Annotated in this window: 3 protein-coding genes; all 3 read right to left on the bottom strand. The window is 42.5% G+C overall.

All coding sequences use genetic code 11. From position 1 onward, the window contains the following. Positions 1-331 (bottom strand): hypothetical protein (locus tag CTY47_RS16655; RefSeq protein WP_233202227.1); only part of this gene is annotated, 331 nt, incomplete at its 3' end. Continuing rightward, complete coding sequence (locus tag CTY47_RS16650) at positions 328-735, bottom strand: structural protein P5 (protein WP_099465902.1); 408 nt, start codon at positions 733-735, stop codon at positions 328-330. The genes CTY47_RS16650 and CTY47_RS16655, both read right to left, overlap by 4 nt. Next, positions 722-1,162: a phage holin family protein gene (locus tag CTY47_RS16645; RefSeq protein ID WP_099465901.1), complete on the bottom strand. Its 441-nt coding sequence runs from the start codon at positions 1,160-1,162 to the stop codon at positions 722-724. The genes CTY47_RS16650 and CTY47_RS16645 overlap by 14 nt, the downstream gene beginning before the upstream one ends. Positions 1,163-1,347: the final 185 nt, after the last annotated feature.

The following is a 1,347-nucleotide window of genomic DNA, read 5'->3' as shown; positions in this document are numbered from 1 at the left end:
CAACTTTCCTATCTACATAAATTTCTTTTGACGGGAGATATAACGTATCCTGGGGAACCTTCATATCTGCTATTACGTTACCTAAGCTATCAATAGTAAACATCAACTGTACATTCTTACTATTAGCCAGATCAAGCCAACGGAGCACAACCTTTCCGTTTTCATCACACTCCATTAGAGCACGAATAGAAGCACTGTCCGCCGGCATAGGGTAAGGGATCAACTTATCAATATAGATTGAATCTGTTTTACTCCCAACAGGAACGTATGACATACGTGTCCGACAACCTACCAGACAAAGGGTAATACATATATATAATAGGACTCTCATAGTAACCCCCATCCCGCTATCACGTCCGACATAACTGCATCTCTCCCGTTTTCAACCTTTGACATCCCGGCAACGATCCTGATCATTTGTTCACGGTCGAAGCTGATCAGGTCGTCGGGGCCGATCCCAGAATAGCTACTTACCAACGACACGTACGCGCTCGTGTTGTTCTCGTTTTCCGGCGCCCAGCGGGTAATCATCTTTCTGATGGTATCCAGTTTGTACACACGATAATAGTTCGACAGGATTTTAAACATTGCCCGGTAACCGTATGCCATCGTCTTGAATTGTTTGAACTGTTGATCTCGGCTAGGATTAACCTCGCCCTGGAACACATCGCTATTACGTCTGATATTGCCGGGGTTGTTGTTGCGCAAGCCCCGGGGTAATTCATTCTTTCTCATCTTTATTCTCCTCCACTTCTATTATATCCGCTTTCTTGGCGAACAGTTTAAACACATTTACTTTTACTTTCTTTCCATGAGCCTCGAAATAGTTTCCATAACAGGAATTTATCTCAAAGCCGTACACGACCAACAGAACAACTGCCGGAAGCAATGGAAATTCGAAAGGAATACCAAAGGCTTTATCCAAAGCACCAGCAAGTAATATCCAGCAGAGATAATCAACCATTTTATTGATCGTTCGTCGGCCAGCTCGTGACTTCCGAATCTTCTCTCCTCTCGCCTTTGCTGCTTCAATTCCAAAACGTAAGTCTACCAATATCAAAACTACGGCAGCCAATAAAAAGAACCGTAACGGATAGAGGAAGTCCACAAACTCACTCAACACTACTGCCATCATTCCATTTATTACATTCCTCTCGTCCATAGTTTTTATTTATTTTATAAATACTGTCGCAAACAATGCTGTTAAAGCCGCTATCTCTGTCCAAAACATCGGACGCGAGCGAATAAAATCACTAATTATACTATCCGTCACATGCTTTGCCATATACCAAACAGTATAGACAATGTATAATATCCATACTGGGATAAGTACCCACCAAATAGGAG

Source organism: Parabacteroides provencensis, assembly GCF_900232875.1.
Lineage (GTDB): Bacteria > Bacteroidota > Bacteroidia > Bacteroidales > Tannerellaceae > Parabacteroides > Parabacteroides chinchillae.
This window is presented reverse-complemented; position numbering and strand designations above follow the sequence as displayed.